This window comes from Paenisporosarcina sp. FSL H8-0542, assembly GCF_038632915.1.
GTDB lineage: Bacteria > Bacillota > Bacilli > Bacillales_A > Planococcaceae > Paenisporosarcina.
On sequence record NZ_CP152050.1, the window covers coordinates 1,026,070 to 1,044,128 of the forward strand.

At 37.3% G+C, this 18,059-nt stretch carries 19 protein-coding genes and 1 riboswitch; of the genes, 17 read left to right on the forward strand and 2 right to left on the reverse strand.

Going from position 1 to position 18,059, the window contains the following annotated elements:
* The first annotated feature begins 158 nt into the window (after nt 1-158).
* On the forward strand, nt 159-860 hold the full coding sequence (locus MHH33_RS05410) for a YjjG family noncanonical pyrimidine nucleotidase (RefSeq protein ID WP_036660177.1): 702 nt from the start codon (nt 159-161) through the stop codon (nt 858-860).
* A 168-nt stretch (nt 861-1,028) separates the two neighbouring features.
* Here MHH33_RS05410 and MHH33_RS05415 read toward each other — a convergent pair whose 3' ends face one another.
* Both MHH33_RS05415 and MHH33_RS05420 read right to left on the reverse strand, forming a co-directional pair.
* The gene (locus MHH33_RS05415) at nt 1,029-1,703 is read right to left on the reverse strand and encodes an ABC transporter ATP-binding protein (RefSeq protein WP_016429030.1); all 675 of its coding nucleotides are present in this window, start codon (nt 1,701-1,703) and stop codon (nt 1,029-1,031) included.
* Between the two features lies 1 nt (nt 1,704).
* Nucleotides 1,705-2,739, reverse strand: coding sequence for an ABC transporter permease (locus MHH33_RS05420; protein WP_016429029.1), 1,035 nt, complete (start codon nt 2,737-2,739; stop codon nt 1,705-1,707).
* A 269-nt stretch (nt 2,740-3,008) separates the two neighbouring features.
* A riboswitch (TPP riboswitch) is annotated at nt 3,009-3,148 on the forward strand.
* Between the two features lie 130 nt (nt 3,149-3,278).
* Here MHH33_RS05420 and tenA point away from each other — a divergent pair.
* From tenA to MHH33_RS05500, 16 genes are all read left to right on the forward strand, one after another.
* On the forward strand, nt 3,279-3,965 hold the full coding sequence (gene tenA, locus MHH33_RS05425) for a thiaminase II (protein ID WP_016429028.1): 687 nt from the start codon (nt 3,279-3,281) through the stop codon (nt 3,963-3,965).
* Between the two features lie 225 nt (nt 3,966-4,190).
* On the forward strand, nt 4,191-4,802 hold the full coding sequence (gene tenI, locus MHH33_RS05430; protein WP_342543170.1) for a thiazole tautomerase TenI: 612 nt from the start codon (nt 4,191-4,193) through the stop codon (nt 4,800-4,802).
* Between the two features lie 34 nt (nt 4,803-4,836).
* Complete coding sequence (gene thiO, locus MHH33_RS05435; protein WP_342543171.1) at nt 4,837-5,961, forward strand: glycine oxidase ThiO; 1,125 nt, start codon at nt 4,837-4,839, stop codon at nt 5,959-5,961.
* Nucleotides 5,962-5,976: 15 nt separating this feature from the next.
* Nucleotides 5,977-6,180: a sulfur carrier protein ThiS gene (gene thiS / locus MHH33_RS05440; protein WP_342543172.1), complete on the forward strand. Its 204-nt coding sequence runs from the start codon at nt 5,977-5,979 to the stop codon at nt 6,178-6,180.
* 2 nt (nt 6,181-6,182) lie between these two features.
* Entirely contained in the window at nt 6,183-6,950 is a 768-nt protein-coding gene (locus MHH33_RS05445) for a thiazole synthase (RefSeq protein WP_016429025.1), read from the forward strand.
* The gene (locus MHH33_RS05450; protein ID WP_342543173.1) at nt 6,947-7,966 is read left to right on the forward strand and encodes a thiazole biosynthesis adenylyltransferase ThiF; all 1,020 of its coding nucleotides are present in this window, start codon (nt 6,947-6,949) and stop codon (nt 7,964-7,966) included. Before MHH33_RS05445 ends, MHH33_RS05450 begins: the two co-directional genes overlap by 4 nt.
* Before the next feature lie 316 nt (nt 7,967-8,282).
* The gene (locus tag MHH33_RS05455) at nt 8,283-9,560 is read left to right on the forward strand and encodes an IS110 family transposase (RefSeq protein WP_342541766.1); all 1,278 of its coding nucleotides are present in this window, start codon (nt 8,283-8,285) and stop codon (nt 9,558-9,560) included.
* Between the two features lie 495 nt (nt 9,561-10,055).
* Nucleotides 10,056-10,319 carry a CPCC family cysteine-rich protein gene (locus tag MHH33_RS05460; RefSeq protein ID WP_342543174.1) on the forward strand — a complete coding sequence of 88 codons (264 nt, stop codon included), beginning with the start codon at nt 10,056-10,058 and terminating at the stop codon, nt 10,317-10,319.
* 198 nt (nt 10,320-10,517) lie between these two features.
* Nucleotides 10,518-10,934: a MarR family transcriptional regulator gene (locus tag MHH33_RS05465; RefSeq protein WP_342543175.1), complete on the forward strand. Its 417-nt coding sequence runs from the start codon at nt 10,518-10,520 to the stop codon at nt 10,932-10,934.
* Complete coding sequence (locus MHH33_RS05470) at nt 10,925-11,278, forward strand: DUF3147 family protein (protein WP_016429014.1); 354 nt, start codon at nt 10,925-10,927, stop codon at nt 11,276-11,278. The genes MHH33_RS05465 and MHH33_RS05470 overlap by 10 nt, the downstream gene beginning before the upstream one ends.
* Before the next feature lie 221 nt (nt 11,279-11,499).
* On the forward strand, nt 11,500-12,024 hold the full coding sequence (locus MHH33_RS05475; protein WP_342543176.1) for an RNA polymerase sigma factor: 525 nt from the start codon (nt 11,500-11,502) through the stop codon (nt 12,022-12,024).
* Nucleotides 12,002-13,054, forward strand: coding sequence for an anti sigma factor C-terminal domain-containing protein (locus MHH33_RS05480; protein WP_342543177.1), 1,053 nt, complete (start codon nt 12,002-12,004; stop codon nt 13,052-13,054). The genes MHH33_RS05475 and MHH33_RS05480 overlap by 23 nt, the downstream gene beginning before the upstream one ends.
* Before the next feature lie 577 nt (nt 13,055-13,631).
* Nucleotides 13,632-14,432 (forward strand): hypothetical protein, encoded by an 801-nt coding sequence (locus tag MHH33_RS05485; RefSeq protein ID WP_342543178.1) that lies wholly within the window; start codon nt 13,632-13,634, stop codon nt 14,430-14,432.
* 131 nt (nt 14,433-14,563) lie between these two features.
* On the forward strand, nt 14,564-15,337 hold the full coding sequence (locus MHH33_RS05490) for an HAD-IIB family hydrolase (protein ID WP_342543179.1): 774 nt from the start codon (nt 14,564-14,566) through the stop codon (nt 15,335-15,337).
* Between the two features lie 500 nt (nt 15,338-15,837).
* A complete protein-coding gene (locus MHH33_RS05495) occupies nt 15,838-16,662 on the forward strand; it encodes a sulfite exporter TauE/SafE family protein (protein ID WP_016429013.1) in 825 nt (274 codons plus the stop codon).
* 12 nt (nt 16,663-16,674) lie between these two features.
* A complete protein-coding gene (locus MHH33_RS05500; RefSeq protein ID WP_342543180.1) occupies nt 16,675-18,045 on the forward strand; it encodes a bifunctional UDP-sugar hydrolase/5'-nucleotidase in 1,371 nt (456 codons plus the stop codon).
* Nucleotides 18,046-18,059 lie beyond the last annotated feature (14 nt).

Here is an 18,059-nt window from a genome sequence, read left to right on the forward strand (position 1 = left end):
AAGTGTCTACAGTTTTTTTTTGTAGGTTATCTTCACGGGTGGCGTGATTTATTGATTATGGAACTTCTTTGAAATGGAAATTTGATTTTGTTATGCTTATTATAGGTACGATAATGTATGTCGTAGTGAAATTTGAATACAAAAAGGGTGAGAAGCTCGTGAAATATGATGTAATATTATTTGATTTGGATGACACGTTATTAGACTTCAGTGAGACGGAGAAAAATGCTTTTAATAATTCATTTACAGCATTTGGTTTGCCGAATGGTTTAACAGATTACAGAGCCAGCTATAATGTGATCAGTAAAGGTCTATGGTCTGACTTGGAGCAAGGACATATTTCACTTTCTGAACTTAAAGTAGAAAGGTTTAAGCGCTTATTTATGCAGCATCAACTGACATTAAGCGCGGAAGACTTTGGTCAATCCTATTTAGATAACCTAGGGCAAGAAGTACATTTGATCGATGGTGTCCAGGAAATGCTCAATAATCTTTCTAATTGTAGGCTTGCTGTATTAACGAATGGGTTTCAAGAAGTTCAACATTCAAGAATAGCAATTTCATGCATGAAGGATACTTTTGAAGCCATCATTTCTTCTGAGGAAACCGGCTATCAAAAGCCACAAGCGGAAATTTTCGAATATGCTTTTGAAAAACTGGGTATTTCTACTAAAGGAAATGTGTTAATGGTAGGGGATTCCCTTACATCAGATATTCAAGGTGGCAACAATTTTGGAATCGATACTTGCTGGTTTAATCCACATGGAAAAGAAAATGTATCGGCAATTAAGCCAACCTATGAAATTAGCGAGTTTATAGAATTAGTACAAATCGTGAAGGATAAGGTTTTGATAGAATAAAAAAATGACAGTGTTGGTCATCTCTACTTTGGTGTCTTTACATTGAAAACAATATTGTTCATTATAGTTTGCTAAAAGGAAAAAGGGTATCCCGAGTGCTTATGGGATACCCTTTTTCCTTTTAATTGATTCATTGATTCAACATAGCTTGAAAAGCAGAAGTGGATTTCAAAGAATTAAGCCGTCTTTCATTGAGATAATGTGGTCTGCATATGAAAGCATTTCTTCATCGTGGGTCACCATTAACGTGGTAATATTCAACGTTTTAGTTAATTCTCTGATTAACGTCATCACATCTTTCGATCTTTTCGAATCTAAACTCGCAGTGGGCTCATCCGCAAAAAGCATTTTAGGTTTGTGGATGATTGCGCGTGCAATTGCCACCCGTTGTTTTTCCCCACCTGACAATGAAGCAGGGTAGGAATCCTTACGGTGTTCCATATCAACCAATTTAAGTATTTGTGCAACTTCCTCTTTTTGTTTCTTTTTTTTCATCTTTGTTTCCGAAACGTCGAGCATCAGCATAAGTTGTTCTTCTACAGTGAGAAAAGGAACAAGATGAGAGGATTGAAAGACAAATCCGAACTCACTTGCCCGGATTTTTCGAATTTGCTCCTGACTCATCTTAGACAAATCTTTCCCATCGAATAGAACCTGACCATGCGTTGCGCGTTGAAGACCGGCGGCTATTGTAAGTATCGTACTTTTCCCAGAACCAGATGCTCCTACTAAAGCTGTTATTTCCCCTTGTTGAAGAGAAAGATTGATTCCTTTTAATACTTGCTCTTCTACTTCCCCGTTTTTAAACGTTTTTTTGACATCATCAATTGTGAATACAGTCATATTAAACCTCTCCTTGTTGAATCGCTTGTAGTGGCTCGACTTTTTTAATTTGGATACCCGATAGCGTAGCGCCAATAAATCCGATGAACACGAATATGAGTGATAATTGAACCGTTGTTTGAATGGTTAAACTAAAAGGCATTCCTTCAGGTGCAATCATTGTGAAAGCTTGGCTCAATGCAACTGACAATGTTAGTGCAATTGCGGTAATAAATAGCATCTGCGACCACATCATCCCAAATAATTGACTTGTTTTAACCCCAAGCGCTTTCAAAATCCCGTATAATCCAATTTTTTGAACGTTCATCATGTAGAAGAATATCGCGAACAACATCCCGCTGATGACGACTAAAAACCATACAATCATATTGAGCGACATCTGTTCTGCGCTATAACTTGGAATCGTATTGAGAAATTCTTTATTTGAAAATGATTGTAATCCGTCAATTGCTTGTTCCTTATCATTTCCAGGTACAAATACCAATTGCATATCTTCCACACCGTAGATTTCTTTGTAGTTTTCCATATTGATATAAGCAACAGGTGCGTGGCTATATTTCTTTTGATCGACAAAGCCTTTTACTTTAAACTCACCGCTAAACTGATTGTTTGTTATGGTATCCCCGACATTTATGCCGTCTTCTTCTAATGAACGATCTAATATGATTTCTCCTTCTCCAACTTTTTCAAATAACTTCGAATCAGTTGAAGTAACAAAGGCAACGCTATGTTGTTTGTCGTCTGCATCGTTCACAAAGCCCATCTGAATTGAAAGTGCCGCTGCATCCTTCTGGTTATTTATTGCTTTGTCTTGTAATTTTTCATCTATTTTCGAAAGATTATAGGTTTCATTTGCTTCTTCATTCATATAGAATTGACCATTCGGCAGATCTTTTATTAAAGCCGCATTATCTTGAGATAAACCATTCGATAATCCAGAAATGATAAACGTTAAAAAACTAACAAGAAATATAATTGATCCTAAAATGATAAATTTTGCTTTACTCTTCCTAATTTCCTTCCATGCAATATTCATCTTTTACGCCTCCGTTTTTTTATGATAACTAGAGTATATTCGTGTTAAGTGAACGGAATATGAACTGAAGATTACATCGTAAAACGACTGTCGAATACTTTTTCTTTTCGGGATACAGAGGGATTTATCTGGATCGTTACTGTGGTGACTTGTGCATGTATACTCAAAAACTGGCTATCATGTTTACGTAGAAAAATGCATTACATTTATCTTTGGATTGATAAGTAATTAATTCGTGTTATGATGTTCATGTACAACTGAATAGTAACATCTTCCACTAGGGGGACCTTGCAATTGATAAATGGAAATCATTTATTCATTAAATAAAGGTTGAGATTAAAGTAATGCTTTAAGACCCTTAGAACCTGATCTGGTTTATACCAGCGTAGGGAAGTGGAGTTGCGGAGCAGTATGTTTTTTTACTATTTTTCCAATACAACCACTTTCTTATGTTTGTTAAGAGAGTGGTTTTTTATTTGCTCTAAATTTGGCGGAAGTGATTCGATTCAGTTGAGCAAAACTTTTTTGGAGGTTGTTTTATGACATTTTCAAAGCTTTTAAGAGAAGAATCAGATCACATTTGGGAAGCAAGCTTTCATCATCCGTTCGTTACAGGAATTGGGGATGGGACATTGTCTTTAGAGTGTTTCCGTTATTACGTTATGCAGGATGCATATTACTTGTCCCACTTTGCAAAGGTTCAAGCTTTGGGTGCAGCTAGAGCTAATGATTTTGAAACAACGAGTAAAATGGCAGCTCATGCACAAGCCACATATGAAGCGGAATTATCGCTGCATAAGAATTTTTCACGTCGACTCGGAATAACAGAAGAAGAACAAGCAAGTTTCAAGCCTTCGCCTACTGCGTATGCTTACACATCCCATTTGTATCGTGCAGCATATCACGGACATTTAGGCGATATTATCGCAGCCATTTTACCTTGTTATTGGCTTTATTTTGAAATAGGCGAGAGACTTCAGTCGTGTACTCCTGAAGAACCGATTTACCAAGAATGGATTGCAGCATATGGTGGTGAATGGTTTAGATCGAAAGTCGAGGAACAAATTAATAGACTAGACAAGCTTGCTGAAACAGTAACTGCTGAGGACCGCGAACGGATGAAAGAACATTTTATCATTAGTAGCCAATACGAATATTCATTTTGGGAGATGGCCCATACATTAGAAAAATGGCCAGCTCAAAAAGAAGTAGTAAGTTTCACGTAGTAAATTGTAGCTGGCGTAGGGAAGAGGAAATGTTAGTTATGTTTTATGCATATCACAACAAACCACTCTAAGCGCCAGTGTGGTTTTTCTACACCGATAAGAGAGTGGAAGTTTTCGGAGGTCAGTAGCTTGCACCATTGTGGATGCAAACTGTGTTTTTCTAATTTAATTTACATTAGTTTATAAGGCAATCAACTTTAGGCTTTTCGAAAGGGGATTAAGAGTATGGATCATGCAAAACTACATGTTATATCAACTGGAAGACAGAAGCCAGAGCAATTAGCAGAAATAGCTGGGGCGATCCATCCATATATCGATGCCATCCATATTCGAGAGAAGTCGAAAACAGCCATAGAAATCTATAGATTAGTGAGTTTATTAACGGGCAATAAAGTCCCATTATCTAAAATAATTATCAATGATCGACTAGATGTGGCCTATGTGTCAAAGGTTGGAGGAGTTCAACTCGCCTATCATTCTATACCAGCTGATATTGTGAAAATACAGTTTCCAAGTTTAAGAGTTGGTTGTTCGGTTCATTCAATTGATGAGGCTCATATTGCGCAAGAACAAGGTGCAGATTATGTGATTTTCGGACATGTTTTCCCCACACAATCAAAGCCGGGATTAGTTTCAAAGGGTTTAGAGCAATTAGCCACCGTCTCTCATTCAGTTACTATTCCCGTATTTGCAATAGGCGGTATAAAACCGCTAAATGTTCGGGAAGTAATCGAAGCTGGGGCAAGTGGTATTGCTGTGATGTCAGGAATATTAGAAGCTGATAATCCGTTAGAAGCAGCAAAGGAATATTATCAAAAGCTAACGTCTTTCAATTGACTTAATAATTATCCAGGGAAAAAGGGGGGATTTGATGAAATATCAGTATGACGCAATCGTGGTGGGCGGTGGAGTTATTGGGGGAGCCATCGCTTATAATCTTGCCAAAAGAGGGATTAAGGTACTTTTGTTAGAAAAAGATCGACTTGCGAGCAAATCTTCTGGAGCCGCTGCTGGAATGTTGGCCGCTCAAGCAGAATTGGATGGAGTGGGACCACTTTTTCAATTAGCCAGAAAAAGCAGAGCGATGTTTTCAAGATTAGCAGATGAAATAAAAGGGACCAGTGGAATAGATATTGAACTCATAAATAAAGGCATGCTAAAGGTTGCCATTAATGAACAGGAACAACAGGAATATATGAGACTCATTGGAATCCAGAGACAAAGTGGAGATCAAGCTGATTGGCTTACAGCTGAAGAGGTAAGAGAAAAAGAGCCTGCATTATCACAAGATATTATTGGAGCAATGCTTCTTGATAAAGATGGGCATGTAGAAGCCCCCCAGTTAACTTTAGGGTTATTAAAGTCTGCAGCAGTACTTGGTGTGGTAATAAAGGAATACGTGGATGTTTATGACTTTCAGTTCACGAAAGAGCGAGTTACAGGTGTTGTGACGAGTGAAGGTGATTTTACCAGTGAAAATGTCATAGTGGCAGGTGGGGCTTGGAGTAAGAAGTTACTTTCAAAAACAGGGATACAGTTAGAAACCCATCCCGTAAAAGGTGAATGTTTTTCTATCGTAACACATCGTCCATTGCTAACTAGTACGATATTTTCGCATGGTTGCTACCTCGTCCCCAAAAAAGGTGGAAGAATAATCGTGGGTGCTACCGTTAAACCAAGAACTTTTAACCCAAAAGTTACGATAGAGGGGATATCCTTTCTGATGGAAAATGCTAAAAAATTGATGCCGTCCATTTTGGAAGCAGAATTGGAGCAGACCTGGGCTGGAATTCGACCACAAACCGCTGACGGGTACCCGTACTTGGGAGAACATCCTGTATATAAAGGGTTATTCATCGCAACAGGACATTTTAGAAATGGAATATTACTTTCTCCAATAACTGGTGAGATTATCTCCGACTTGGTTGAAGGAAAGTCCACATCGGAAAATTTGGCACCTTTTCGAGTAGATCGTTTGGTAAAACAATTAGTTTAAGTGTGGGGTGAAAGAATGAAATTAGTGATTAACGGAGACATAATAGAAGTCCCAAATACAGTGGAAACAATATCTAACCTGTTGCAGCATTTCGAATTAGAAAAGAAGGTTGTAATCGTTGAATGGAATAACACGATATTGGAAAAAGGATCGCATCAAGAAACCATACTAAGTGATGGGGATAAAGTTGAATTAGTACATTTTGTAGGAGGCGGATGACGATGTTGAAAATTGGATCATATGAATTCATGTCAAGATTACTATTAGGTACAGGGAAATATCCAGACTTTGATGTACAAAAGGAAGCAGTAGAAGTGTCAGGAACAGAGATATTAACGTTCTCTGTTCGTAGGATGAATGTATTCGAGCCAAGCCAACCTAATTTTTTAGAAAAGCTAGATCTTAATAAGTACATATTACTTCCAAATACAGCAGGTGCAAGTACAGCAGCAGAAGCGGTTCGTATTGCTAAATTAGCTAAAGCTTCAGGTCTTTGCGACATGATTAAGGTTGAAATAATTGGTTGCCAAAAAACATTATTACCGGACCCAATAGAAACATTAAAGGCATCAGAGGAACTGTTAAAAGAGGGATTTACGGTCCTACCATATACGTCTGACGATGTTCTCCTAGCTAAACGACTAGAAGAATTGGGGTGTCATGCCATTATGCCAGGTGCATCACCAATTGGTTCCGGCCAAGGGATTATTAATCCATTAAACCTCAGCTTTATTATTGAGCAAGCAAGTGTACCAGTTATTATCGATGCTGGAATAGGGACTCCATCTGACGCAGCCATTGCCATGGAATTAGGTGCGGATGGGGTGTTACTAAATACTGCAGTTTCAGGAGCAAATGACCCAGTGAAAATGGCGAAGGCAATGAAACTTGCGATTGAAGCGGGTCGACTAGGATTTGAAGCAGGACGGATTCCGAAAAAGCGTTATGCAACTGCGAGTAGCCCAACGGAAGGAATGAGTATGAGTTGAGTGAACGGTATTCACGACAAGAACTCTTCGTTCCAATTGGAGTAGAAGGACAATCAAAAATAGGGGAAAAACATGTGTTAGTAATTGGTGCGGGTGCACTTGGAACGGGAAGTGCAGAAGTGCTTGTGCGTGCAGGTGTTGGTAAGCTGACGATTGTTGATCGTGACTATGTGGAGTGGAGTAATCTCCAACGTCAGCAATTGTATACCGAAAATGATGCGAAGCAACGCATTCCAAAAGCAATTGCAGCGAGAGAACGTTTAGCGCACATAAATTCAGAGGTAGATATTGTTTCCCATGTAATGGATGTCTCTGTAGAGGAACTAGTAATGCTTGTTAAAGATGTGGATTTAATCATGGATGCAACTGATAATTTTGATATTCGGATGATAATTAATGACATTTCACAGAAGTATCAGATTCCCTGGATTTATGGGGCATGTGTTGGAAGCTATGGGATTGCATATACGATCCTACCAGGAGAAACCCCTTGTTTACATTGTTTGTTACAAACTGTGCCAATGGAGGGGGTTACTTGTGACACTGTCGGAATAATTAGCCCAGCTGTTCAAATGGTCGTCTCCTTTCAAGCAACAGAGGCATTAAAAATTTTAGTAGAAGATTATCAAGCTTTAAGAAAAAAGCTCGTTTCATTTGATTTATGGAAAAATCATCATGCAGCAATTAGCGTAGATAAGATGAAGAAAGAAAGTTGTTTATCTTGCGGTACACACCGTACGTATCCGCATTTAGCTTTTTCAAATCAAACAAAAACCGTCGCATTATGTGGAAGGGATACGGTTCAAATCCGACCACCTGAACCTATGGATAGAAATTTAGAGAGTTTGGCTAACGTCCTTTCGGGACAAGGAAGAAAGGTCTCACAAAATCCATACTTACTTTCTTTTTCAGTCGGTCATCACCGCCTTGTTATTTTTAAGGATGGCCGGGTATTAGTCCACGGAACAAAAGACATTGCCAAAGCTAGAACTTTATATCATCGCTACTTAGGCTGAGTTTTATTATTGAATGATATTAAGGGTTGTTAATCGAGTGCTTCCAACTGCTTGTCTACTGAACTTGCAGCATCATCAATAAATTTAGGCGCAATATTAATTTCCATAATATCATCACCTTTCCATACTTATTATTGTACCTAAATTTTACTAACGGGTGCTTTACTTCAATAAGGAGTAAGACCATTTCTTATTCAACTAACGGGGCAGCATTCCTGTTTGAAGGATTTGTGCCATCTTGAAAGAAAAAAAGCCCTCTAGTATGATGTGAGTGTCAACGACCATTGACCCATCAGCTAACTAGGAGGACTTCTCTATGCAGTTTAAATGCAATGAAAAAATTAATCAAGTGACTGAAAATACACTCGTTGTCGGTATGGATATTGCCAAGCGTGTTCATTATGCGTGCTTTGTCGATGAACGAGGGCGTGTGATTGAAAAATCCTTTGCAGTAAATCAATCAAAAGAAGGCTTTGAAAGTTTGTATGAAAAGATTCGTCAAACCATGAAGGAAGCTAAGAAAACAGACGTTATCGTTGGAATTGAGCCTACAGGCCACTATTGGATGAACTTGGCTTATTTCTTAGGTAACTATGGCATTCCACTCGTCATGGTAAATCCAATGCACGTCAAACGTTCGAAGGAACTGGACGATAATTTACAAACAAAGAACGACAAAAAAGATGCGTTGGTCATCGCACGCTTATTGAAGGATGGCCGTTTTAGTTATCCACGTTTGTTAAAAGAGGTAGAAGCTGAACTTCGTATCGGATCTACTCTCCGTTCAAAGTTAACGGAAGATTTAGCGAGTATTAAAAATCGAATCGTCCGTTGGCTTGATCGCTATTTTCCAGAGTTTACTCAAGTCTTTCCGTCTTTTGGAAAGATGGCGTTGGCGGCATTGGAAATGACTCCATTTCCACAGGATATTGAAGGGAAAACAGCTGAGGAGTTGGTTTTTCTATACCGTGAGGTAGAGGGTATGAGAACGCCACAGTTGCCGAAAGCAAAGCTTCTCATTGAAGCTTCGACTAACTCAATCGGCCTGAAAGAAGGAGAAAAGATGGCCCGACATGAAATCGCCACGCTCCTACGTCAGTATCGCTTATTAGAAACCGAAATTGCCTCTGTAAATAATCAATTAGCCGAAATGGCACAAACAACAATGGAATATGAGTTACTCAGTTCCGTTCCTGGTTTAGGAGATGCGACGATTGTTGATTTACTTTCTGAAGTAGGGAGCTTTTCACTTTATGAAAATCCACGCCAACTTATCAAACTAGCGGGATTAACACTACGTGAAAACTCGTCTGGTCAACATAAGGGACAAAAACATATCTCGAAAAGAGGGCGAAAGAAACTCAGATATATCCTCTTCAAAGTAATAGTTCCACTCATACGTCATAACGCGGCGTTTAAACAGCTTCATGAATACTACACAACACGCAAACAAAATCCCTTACGGGGTAAGCAATCAATGGTGGTCTTGTGCGGTAAATTACTGAAAGTATTACATGGCATATGTAAAAAGAAAGTCCATTTTAATGAGCAGTATATGATGAAGGATCTTTACTGCCTCTCAGAGGCAGCGTAAACATTTCGATGATCGATTTATGACAAGAAGGATGACACGGAGAAGCCAGCAACATAACTAAACTAAGACCATGAGTCCCCGGGGCAGCTTAGCAGGCCTCTGCCTTATGAATAGACCAAACGAAGGAATGTAAGCGCACTGACGCTAAGAGACATGGGAGGGTCCGTCATCATAAGTTTCGCAGAGATCCATTGTGCATCACATAATGGCAAAGAAAAGCTAATGATTTCCATTAGTTTTAGCGAAGCGTACTCTTAAGTTGGTAATAAAAACTATATATTCAAATCTATGTTTATTGAAACCGTCAAAAATATTTTTCCTCACATCACGAAGTGATGTAAACCGTTGATACATCAATGTTTATAGAGGGAGGTTAGTTCAACAAGGAAAACTTTGAAAATGGTTAGAGTTATTTATGGTCTTTTGAAGATTATCAGCACCTCTTACAAGTTCGCCTCAGAACAAGGGAGATATAATAACTGTGGAGGTGAAAATGTGAAATATACTTGCCCGTGTTGCGGATATAAAACATTAGATGAAGAACCACCAGGGTCGTTTGATATATGTGAAATCTGTTATTGGGAAGATGATAACGTGCAATTTGATGATCCGGATTTTGAAGGTGGTGCAAACGAAGTTTCTTTAAGACAAGGTCAACGAAACTTTATAAAACATGGAGCATGTGACAGTGACCATTTAGAGTCAGTGAGACCCCCAAATTGTTTAGATATAAAAGATGCTGCTTGGAAAATGCTATGACTACATAGCAAAAGCGTTTTCGGAGATATTGAACTAACGGGTGCTTTAGTAAAAATCTTTGGGCTGCTTTGGTAGCCCTTTTTTCTTTTTCAACTAACGGGGCAGGCTAGCATAATGAGTAAGTCCAAAAACAAACTCTTTACTTTATATCTTATAATACGATATAATCGTAATTAACGATATAAAGGAGTGGTATTTGTGAACAGTAAAGTTTCACTATTAAACCAATATTGGACAGATATTTATTTTCATTTACATTATCTCCATAAAGAAAAAATCTCTCATCAAGTGGTCCGTATTCTTCAACTTGTAGATAAACAGGAAGAGATAGGAGTAAATGAAATTGCTTCCTACATACAGGTTTCTCATAATACTGCCTCGGAACACGTTAAAAGAATGATTGAAAAGAACTATTTAAGTAAGGGGAGAGATCCTCTTGATGAAAGAAAAGTAATTCTTTGTCTAACGGGTTTTGGTAAAGAAGTTTTACATAGAAATACGAGTTTAGATGAAGAAAAATTAGAACATGTGTTGAATCAACTGGATGACAATGAAAAGAATTTAGTAGAACAAGCCCTCAAAATCTTAAGTGAGCGTGCAAAACAATGTATGTGATAACGAAAATTATTGCTTCAGCAATCGTTATCGGTGTTGTGACGGAGATTTCAAGAAGATTTCCTTCATATGGAGGAATAATAGCTGCTCTTCCTTTAGTAAGTTTACTAAGCATTACATGGCTGTATGTCCAAGGGGAACAAACAGCAACGTTAAGCAAGTTTGCATTAGGGGTACTTTGGGGATTTCCTGCAACTGCTGTTTTGTTAGTAATCGTTTATATAGCCCTACAAAACTCCGTTCATTTATTTATATCCATTGGTTTAGGAGTATGTGGCTGGTTGATATTTTTATTGGTTCAAGATCTTGCTTTAAAATACGTTAGAGTTCTGTTCTTCAACTAACGGTTGCTTTAGTTGAAGATCATTGGGTTGCTTAAGCAGCTCTTTTTTTTATTGAACTTACGGGGCAGGTTAGTTGAATAAGGATTTATTATAAGAATTAATTTTAGAAGTGTGATTCTATATAAGAATCACACTTTTTTCTGGAACCATTTAAAAAAGTGAAAAAGGGTGTTAACTTTTTAAAATCAATGGAGTCTTATAAGTGGAAAGGAGGGGAGTTATTGAATCAGAAAGAAGAACTGTACGTAGTCTTACAAGAAAAATCAGGAATTATTTTCAAATATTTAATTAAAGTAGGTGCAAACCCCCGAGATGCTGAAGATATCTTACAAGAAGCATTAAATAAATTTATTTTATACATCGATTCTGTCGATCCAAACAAGTCGTTTAGCTGGTTATTCAGGGTAGCGATTAATCTATATTATGATTTATGTCGCAAGCAGCAAAAACATATACTTGTATCCTTTGAAAACTTTGAGTTTGTGGACGATACTCATCTGCCAGAAGAATATGTTCATCAATCTGAGATGAAAAAAGAAATACAAGTCATACTTGATCAGCTAACTCCCCTACATAAACAGTTAATATTGCTAAAATACGAGCTGGATTTAAGTTATGAAGAAATTGCTGAGATGTTAGATTTGAATTCTGGAACCTTAAAGACATATCTATTTCGTGCAAGAAAGACCTTTAAAGAACTATATAGGAGGGAGCAAGAAAAACATGACCGATTACAAAGAAAGTAAAGAGGAAATGGAGCTTAATGAACTTTTTGAAGGGAAATCGACTAGCAGCATTTCCAAATTAGTTAAAAGGGCTAAAAGAAGAACAATCCTTCGGAACATTGTTATCTCTATTTTGGTTATATTTTTTCTAAGTGTGACTTTAGGTTTTACATGGCTTTCTATAATGAGATGGAGTCAGGAAAATGCTATGCGTGACATTCAGTTGTTTAGTCGGATAACGAATCCTAATGTTGAGGAATTAGGGGCCCAAAATGAGGGGAATGGCTTGTTTGAAGGTATTTTAACCTTTAATCGATACAAAGAGATTGAAGGAATCCCGGTAAACTGGAGTGATCGTGTAGTTACTTATAGCCTCTTTGGTGGAGTAAGCCGGCTAACAGGAGACCATTCACCCATACAAATACAAGATAAAAACGATGGTGAAATGAAATTTTATGATCGGGTGACAAAACAAAGAATGATGAAATTTTATCATCCGGATGTAGAGTACCCTAAACTAAGTGATGACTTAGCAAGTCTAAATAATGTTGCAGATGACACTCTAGTAGAATTGGCATTATCATTTGATCAAAAATATTCACCTCAAGAAGTAAGAGGAATAATGCCTGAAGGTATTACTCTCAAATGGTATTGGGTGGATACTTACTCAAAAACAGATATTGAAAGATTAAACGATAATACAGTTGAAGCAGTTAATGGAGGAGAGTTCCAAACTGAAGCTTCACCTGAACTAGCTACAGAAATATATGGTTTTGATGAAATGCCAGAAGATCCTGAAAATCCGTCGTTAAGTGAACAAATGTTTTTAGGCGATGTTGAAATGGGTGTAAGTTTGGAAGATGGAAAATATCATGGAGAATTCGAACGGATTTATAAGCAGCTGAAAGGAGATTCTTCAACTCTAAATGCAAAAAACATACATGTAATAGGGGCAGTTGTAACTGGGGAAGCCTCGGACTTAGCTAAATTAAACAACATGCCTATGATTCGAGCTACTGTTCTTGGAGTCACTGCAAATCCAAATGAGTAATGATGGATGGGTCAATAATATTGGAGGAAATAGAATGAAGACGAAAAACCCTGTTGGTCTAATACTGAGAGCATTAGCTTTTCTAGTGGAATTTAGCATGATGGTCATCCTAGGCGGTTTTGTATTAAACTAACGGGGGCTTTAGTTAAAGATCATTGGGCTGTTTAAACAGCCCTTTTTCTTATTGAACTAACGGGGCAGGTTAGTTTAATAAGAATGTTACAATAAAAAAAAAATGAAGCAAGGTGATATTATGTTTATAACGTTTTTTAGTTTTTTTGTTATTTTTTTTAGTATTGCAAGATTTGTTAGCCTAACCGGTAACATTAGCTGGATGCCAATGATAAAAACAACTACAAAACACGATGCAATATTAGCAATAATCTTTGCATTCATTGTTACTGTTTTAACCCTTAATTGATAAACTTATTGAACTAACGGGTGCTTTAGTTTAAGAACATTGGGCTGCTTAGGTAGCTCTTTTTTTCGCTAAAGGGGCAGGTTAGGTAGACTATATATAACTTTATTTAACGGGGCAAACTACCTTAATTGATAAAATAAGGTGGTAATTAAAAATATGAAAACCAAACAAATTTTCTTTATGTTGATTTCATTCGTTTTAGTATTAATGTTATTTTCTACGGGATTGATGTCGAACAAAGTTACAGAAGAATCTGAGAAAGTCATTGCTGAAGAAAAACGAGAACGAATAGTTTTACTAAGTGTCCCTTCAGAAAATAGGCATCAAATGATTTACTTAATGGCAGATAAAATAACTTGGATGGACTATGAGAACTTTGTTATTCAAGTTGGTGATAGTACACAAGAAGCGTTGTATCGCTTCCCTAATTGGTATCACGGAAAGTATCCGCCTGAAATATTTTACAAAGATGTGAATGGTGACACCTTTAATGACATTATCATTGTGCTTAATAATGATAAGGCTGGTATTGGGAATCCTCAAAAGGACATTCATATCCTAAATTTTATCAAAGAGCGAGAAGAGTATGAAGAAGCCCCTATCGAATCTATGGAAAAGACAAAAACAACAATTAAATCTAAAGTGACACTAGGGAAACAGGGCAATATCGTGACTATTCGTGTAGGCGATGAGAAGTACACCACCGACATCTCCAAATACAATTACCGGAACCCACGTGAACCATTCTTCATCGGCTTTGAGCTGACAAAATACTTTGTTGAAAATGGACAACTGTTTGGAAAAGTCCCTGTTTATATATCACAAGATAGTGTCACCGGAGGATTAATTGGTTTACTTAAACTTGAGTACGATTGGAATGGGAAAGAGTATGTTGTAGAGCAGATAAAGTTTTTACCATATAATTCTGATGATGAACAATTTTTCTTCCCATACTAACTAATTCAGCCGAAACTATTTGGAAGTTATTGTACTAACGGGGCAGGTTAGTGAAATTAGGATTAGGACACTTACTTTTCTTCTTGCAATATAATGATATATATATACTACGAAAGTGAGTGCGATTTATTATGAAATTCGTTTTTGACTTAGACGGAACAATTTGTTTTAAGGGGCAGCCAATATCCCAGAAGATTCTTATTTCACTATCGAATTTAACTCAAGAGGGTCACGAAGTTATTTTTGCATCTGCGAGACCTATAAGGGATATGTTACCCGTGATAGATGAAGCTTTTCATCATTATACAATGATTGGAGGTAATGGCTCTCTTATCTCAAAAGAAGGAAAAGTAGTACTATCTACTGCATTCTCACCTAATGAAATTAACGAAGTAAAAAATCTTATTGAGCAACATAATGCCACTTTCTTAATAGATGGTGAATGGGACTATGCTTATACTGGTCCTAATACACACCCTATATTACAAAACTTAGACCCAGCTAGGTTAGCGAAATTGGTTAGTTTAGAGTCTCTTGATTCAATAGTCAAAGTGCTGTTGCTAACTGCAAATAATATGGAAGAATTAGCAGAAAAACTTTCAAGTATTGACGTATACGTCAATAAGCATAGTAACGAGAATGTCCTTGATATTAGTCCAAGTGGGATAAATAAATGGAGTGCTCTGAAGGCGTTAGGAATTAAAGAAAAAACATATATTGCATTTGGAAACGATGCAAATGATATATCAATGTTTGAAAATGCATTACATACAGTTATGATTGGCAATCACGAACGATTATCTCCTCTTGCAAAAGAGACCATTCCACTAGATGGAGATTACGAACAGGAAATAGTGAATAAATTACATTCACTATCAATGGAGTATAGTCGAATACAAATTTAAGTAATGTCTATTCTTCTTCAACTAACGGGTGCTTTACTTCAATAAGGAGTGAAGCCTTTTTTCTTATTGAACAAACGGGGCAGGTTAGTTGAAGAAGGTATTTCGACATTCAATAAAGAATTTGATGTAAGGGGTGAAAACATTGAGTAGAATTAGAAGACAGCGAATTCAAGTTGTATTGGCTTTTTCTTGTGTGAAGTAAACAAATATCCTAACATGCCTGTTGAAATAACGGGTGCTTTAACTCAAAATGAATAAAATTTTATATATAATAATGCAAGGTTTTAAGCATTTGTTGATATTCTTTTTGAGTGTGAATGTTTGAAAGCTAAGTAACCTAAGGATATGATAAAGGAAAGATTTTCAAGAAAAATTCCTCAAGGATAGATTCGTATATTCATGTTTTTCTCCTTCAAAAAATAGTTCTTGCAAATATTTTCCCCAATTCAGTATGAAGGACTGGCATTAAAGCAACTAGAAATGTTTGAAGGAGATTGTTAATGGAATATGTTTTATTGGTAATTGTGGGATTGATATCTGGCATCGTGGGTGCATTGGTTGGTTTAGGTGGAGGGATCATTCTGGTGCCTGCGACTCTTTACATTGGTGGAACACTTGGATTGATTCCAGGAATTACTCCTCAGAATGTCGTTGGACTTTCTGTTATTATGATGATTTTTACGGGACTAGCCTCTACATTGACCTACATGAAATCAAAAACAGTTGATTACCGCAGTGGTCTGATCTTTTTTGCTGGAAGTGTTCCAGGAACGATTTTAGGAGCTTGGGTGAACAAAGGTTTGGATTTGCCTTCATTTAATTTGTATTTTGGCATTTTAATGATAATTATTTCAACCATATTAATGGTTCGGAAATATTTAAAGCCTGTAGAGTGGTTTGTGAAACATGGTAAGCAAAAGACTTTCACAGATGCTAACGGACAAAATTACATATACGGGTATCCTGTATGGTTCGCACTGTTATTGACCTGCGGAATTGGTTTCGCTTCTGGATTGTTTGGGATAGGTGGTGGGTCTATAATTGTACCAGCCATGATTTTACTATTCTTATTCCCACCACACGTTGCGGTCGGAACTTCCATGTTCATGGTGTTCTTATCCGCTTTGGTTAACTCAGCCAGCCATATTTCGCTTGGGAATGTTCCGTGGTTATATACAATTCCAGTCGTACCGGCTGCTTATATTGGAGCCAAAATAGGAGCAAACTTAAATCAACGTATCCAATCGGAAACATTGGTATTTGCTCTGCGTATAATTTTATTATTACTTGGTGTTCGCTCGATTGCTGCAGGACTGATGGGATAAGGAGTTGGCCAAATGATTGAAACCATTCATTTTTATCATACTAATGATTTACATAGTCATTTTCAGCATTGGCCACGTATTCATGAGCTCGTGACAGCACGAAAAAAATGGCATGTTGAAGAAGGCGAATCGAGTTTCACGATAGACTTGGGAGATCATATCGACCGTTCCCATATTTTCACGGAAGGAACGCTCGGCAAAGGAAATGTGAATCTCTTAAATGAAGCTCTATATGACGTTGCTACTATAGGTAACAATGAAGGTATAACTTTGTCATACGATGAATTAGAAAATCTTTATGAAGATGCACAATTTAAAGTCGTGGTAGGAAACTTGTTTAATCAAAATGGGGAAGTTCCAAATTGGTTATTGCCAACCACTGTTCTTACAACGATGCATGGTACAAAGATAGGTGTGACAGCCCTAACTGCTGAATACACTCAGTTTTATGAACAGCTCGGATGGCAAGTAACGGATGCATTTGTAGCTTTAAAAGCCCATGTTGAGCAACTAAAAGGTGAAACTGACGTCATCATTTGTATGTCTCATTTGGGGATTCAAGCAGATGAAGAAATGGCTGAGCAAATTCCCGAAATTGATGTCATTTTTGGGGCACACACTCATCACATTTTACATGAAGGAAAGCTGGTCAATCGTTCTCTGTTAGCAGCCGCTGGCAAGTTTGGATATTACGTAGGGCATGTGACTCTAGAATACGATTTGGAAAAGAAAGAAGTTATAAAGAAACATGCACTTTTGTACGATACAAATGAATTGCAAGAAAGTGTCGACGAAGAAGGATTTCTAAATAATTTGGTCAATGTGGGCAAAAACCTTTTATCAGTTCCAGCGTTTTACCAAAAGGAACATCTTCCAAAAGAATGGTTCAAGGATTCCGCTTTGTCGACTTATTTTGGGAACGCATTAACCACATTTTGTAACACCGAATGTGCCCTGTTCAATGCAGGCTTGTTCTTAACGGACTTACATAGAGGAGAAATATCACATTTTGATATTCACCAAATGATGCCTCATCCAATCAACCCTTGTGTCATTGAACTGACTGGAGAACAATTAAAAGATATTTACAACTTGTCGTTAAATGAAAGCTGGCCAAATCTTGAAATTAAAGGACTGGGCTTTCGTGGGGTAGTGATGGGTAAAATGATTACCCATCAATTTAAGGTAGTTGAGGATGATTTGTTTATACGTGGGCGTCTCATTGAACCTACAGTCAAGGTTCGATTGGCAACTCTTGATATGTTCACATTTGGTTATTTCTTTCCAGCATTCAAAGAATTGCCAAAGACTTACTTTATGCCAGAATTCATTCGTGACATTCTAATTGCATATGGTCAAAAGAACGAATATAGGAATAATTGAGGCTTCCTGGTCGT

What these genes read in the sequence shown, in the direction of transcription:
- MHH33_RS05415 (WP_016429030.1), bottom strand. Translation starts at nt 1,703, where the DNA reads ATGACTGTATTCACAATTGATGATGTCAAAAAAACGTTTAAAAACGGG.
- MHH33_RS05420 (WP_016429029.1), bottom strand. Translation starts at nt 2,739, where the DNA reads ATGAATATTGCATGGAAGGAAATTAGGAAGAGTAAAGCAAAATTTATC.
- tenA (WP_016429028.1), top strand. Translation starts at nt 3,279, where the DNA reads ATGACATTTTCAAAGCTTTTAAGAGAAGAATCAGATCACATTTGGGAA.
- tenI (WP_342543170.1), top strand. Translation starts at nt 4,191, where the DNA reads ATGGATCATGCAAAACTACATGTTATATCAACTGGAAGACAGAAGCCA.
- thiO (WP_342543171.1), top strand. Translation starts at nt 4,837, where the DNA reads ATGAAATATCAGTATGACGCAATCGTGGTGGGCGGTGGAGTTATTGGG.
- thiS (WP_342543172.1), top strand. Translation starts at nt 5,977, where the DNA reads ATGAAATTAGTGATTAACGGAGACATAATAGAAGTCCCAAATACAGTG.
- MHH33_RS05445 (WP_016429025.1), top strand. Translation starts at nt 6,183, where the DNA reads ATGTTGAAAATTGGATCATATGAATTCATGTCAAGATTACTATTAGGT.
- MHH33_RS05455 (WP_342541766.1), top strand. Translation starts at nt 8,283, where the DNA reads ATGCAGTTTAAATGCAATGAAAAAATTAATCAAGTGACTGAAAATACA.
- MHH33_RS05470 (WP_016429014.1), top strand. Translation starts at nt 10,925, where the DNA reads ATGTATGTGATAACGAAAATTATTGCTTCAGCAATCGTTATCGGTGTT.
- MHH33_RS05480 (WP_342543177.1), top strand. Translation starts at nt 12,002, where the DNA reads ATGACCGATTACAAAGAAAGTAAAGAGGAAATGGAGCTTAATGAACTT.
- MHH33_RS05485 (WP_342543178.1), top strand. Translation starts at nt 13,632, where the DNA reads ATGAAAACCAAACAAATTTTCTTTATGTTGATTTCATTCGTTTTAGTA.
- MHH33_RS05490 (WP_342543179.1), top strand. Translation starts at nt 14,564, where the DNA reads ATGAAATTCGTTTTTGACTTAGACGGAACAATTTGTTTTAAGGGGCAG.
- MHH33_RS05495 (WP_016429013.1), top strand. Translation starts at nt 15,838, where the DNA reads ATGGAATATGTTTTATTGGTAATTGTGGGATTGATATCTGGCATCGTG.
- MHH33_RS05500 (WP_342543180.1), top strand. Translation starts at nt 16,675, where the DNA reads ATGATTGAAACCATTCATTTTTATCATACTAATGATTTACATAGTCAT.